2 protein-coding genes are annotated in these 2,190 nt (G+C 37.5%); both read left to right on the top strand.

All coding sequences use genetic code 11. The features are described from left to right. The coding region (locus ACO6FI_RS04680) for a FecCD family ABC transporter permease (protein WP_485456332.1) at nt 1-980 on the top strand (980 nt) is incomplete at its 5' end. Beyond that, nucleotides 980-1,747 carry an ABC transporter ATP-binding protein gene (locus tag ACO6FI_RS04685; RefSeq protein WP_485456333.1) on the top strand — a complete coding sequence of 256 codons (768 nt, stop codon included), beginning with the start codon at nt 980-982 and terminating at the stop codon, nt 1,745-1,747. The genes ACO6FI_RS04680 and ACO6FI_RS04685, both read left to right, overlap by 1 nt. Nucleotides 1,748-2,190: the final 443 nt, after the last annotated feature.

Raw genomic sequence — 2,190 nt, forward strand, 5'->3', positions numbered from 1 at the left:
TAGTCTCAATCGTACTTGGCAGCGTGGATATCAAGTTTGGTGATGTTTTAGGATTTTTGTCAAATAAAATCAGCGGTAGGAGAGTAGTAGTACCCACATGGGACAGCAGTATTGAGTCTATCATTTGGGATATTCGTACTCCCAGAGTTTTGACCGCATTTATTGTAGGAGCCGGACTTACACTTTGCGGTATTGTAATGCAGGCACTTACAAAGAATACTTTGGCGGATCCGTATGTTCTCGGTATTTCACAGGGCGCATCATCAGGTGCCGTATTTATGATTATGTACGGGTCAATGTTTTTTTACGGACAGTACGGTACTGTATTGGGTGCGTTTATCGGCGCAGTTATATCTATAGTGATTGCACTTCAAATAGCCAAAATCAGAAACAAGGTTACTGCGACACAACTTATTCTTGCAGGTATTGCCGTGGCGGCGATATTTGGAGCTTTAACCAATATAATGATTTATCTGCAAAGAACGGGATCCGATAAGGTAAAGACCGCTCAGTATTGGATGATGGGTTCACTAAGCGGTTCAACATGGGAAAGACTGGTCTATGTTGCCATTGTATTTGTTGTATGCTTTATCGTGATATACGCAATCAGAAAGATGCTTGATGCCATGCTTTTGGGTGATGATGTTGCACTTACACTTGGTGTAAATACAGGCAGATTAAAGCTTATTATGATTTTGGTAACAACATTACTTACAGGTGCGATAGTTTCTATAAGCGGAGTAATAGGTTTTGTCGGACTTACAATTCCACATATTACAAGAAGCGTAGTGGGAAGTAAGCATACAAGACTTATACCTGCCGCCACATTGGTGGGAGGTACATTTTTAGTGCTGGCGGATGTGATTTCAAGAGTGATTATTTCTCCTGAGGAGTTACCGATAGGTGTTGTATCGGCATTCTTCGGTGCACCTTTCTTTCTGTATTTGATAAGAAAATCGAGAACGGGAGGAAAAGGCTGATGAAACTTGAAACAAGGGGTATTACATATTCTATTGACGGAAAGCTTATAATAGACGGTATTGATATAAGTGTCAAAGAGGGCGAGTTTGTAGGAATAGTCGGGCCGAACGGTTGCGGTAAGTCTACACTATTAAAAAATATCTATAAGGTTTACACTCCTGACAGCGGTGTTGCATATATAGACGGAGAAGAGATTTTTAAAATGTCCAATAAAAAGACTGCAAAGAAAATGTCCGTAATGCAACAGGAAAATCTTGTGGATTTTGATATGACGGTATATGATATGGCAATGCTTGGAAGATTTGCGTATCAGAAGATGTTTTCAGGAGACAGCGATGAGGACAGGGAGATTGTACTTGAATACCTTAAGGAAGTAGGCCTTGAAGGTTATGAAAAGAGACACTTCCTTTCACTTTCAGGAGGTGAAAAGCAAAGAACATTACTTGCAAGAGCGTTAAGTCAAAAAGCACCGCTTATAATACTTGATGAACCGACCAATCACTTGGATATCGGTTATCAGTATCAGATAATGAATATATTAAAAAGACAAAAGCTTACCACGCTTTGCTGTGTTCATGATTTGAATATTGCGGCTACCTACTGTGACAGAATAATACTTATGAAAAAGAGGGAAGTATTCAAAATCGGAACTCCGAGGGGGATGCTTACAAGTGAGAATATAAAAGAGCTTTTCCATATAGATACTCAAATAATAGAGAATGAAAAGACAGGCAGTGTAAATATTATTTTCCTGCCTGAACTATAGAGATTAGAGATAAGAAGAAGTCGTGTGAATCGGATTTAAGTTCACACGATTTTTTGACACATAAAAACGACACAAGGATATGATAATGGAAATTTTAATAAAAGTTTAAGAAAATAATTTTCCATGTATCATTTGATAGTTCCAAAAACAAAAAAAATAGAGTAGAATAGTAGGGATTTTTAAAATCAAATTTTGATATAAGGAGGTGTAGGTTAATCGGTTAATTTTATGATTTTCTACGATGCAAGATAGTAGAAAACATACAACTTTATATGGATAAGGGCTAGATCTATAGAAGTTGTATGCTCTAGGGCTAAGAGCAATTTTAATATTATTGAGCAGTTTGCCTATGCAAGAGGGCAAACAAAATGTATAAAGAGATAAAATCGCAGAGTTTTGCTTGGGCTAGGTGAGGCTTTTTCTTATAAACAAGAGTATAAGTT

The sequence above is a fragment of the Lachnoanaerobaculum sp. genome (assembly GCF_057250505.1).

Bases quoted from the DNA above. Each gene is read 5' to 3' on its own strand.
- ACO6FI_RS04685 (WP_485456333.1), top strand. From the start codon at position 980: ATGAAACTTGAAACAAGGGGTATTACATATTCTATTGACGGAAAGCTT.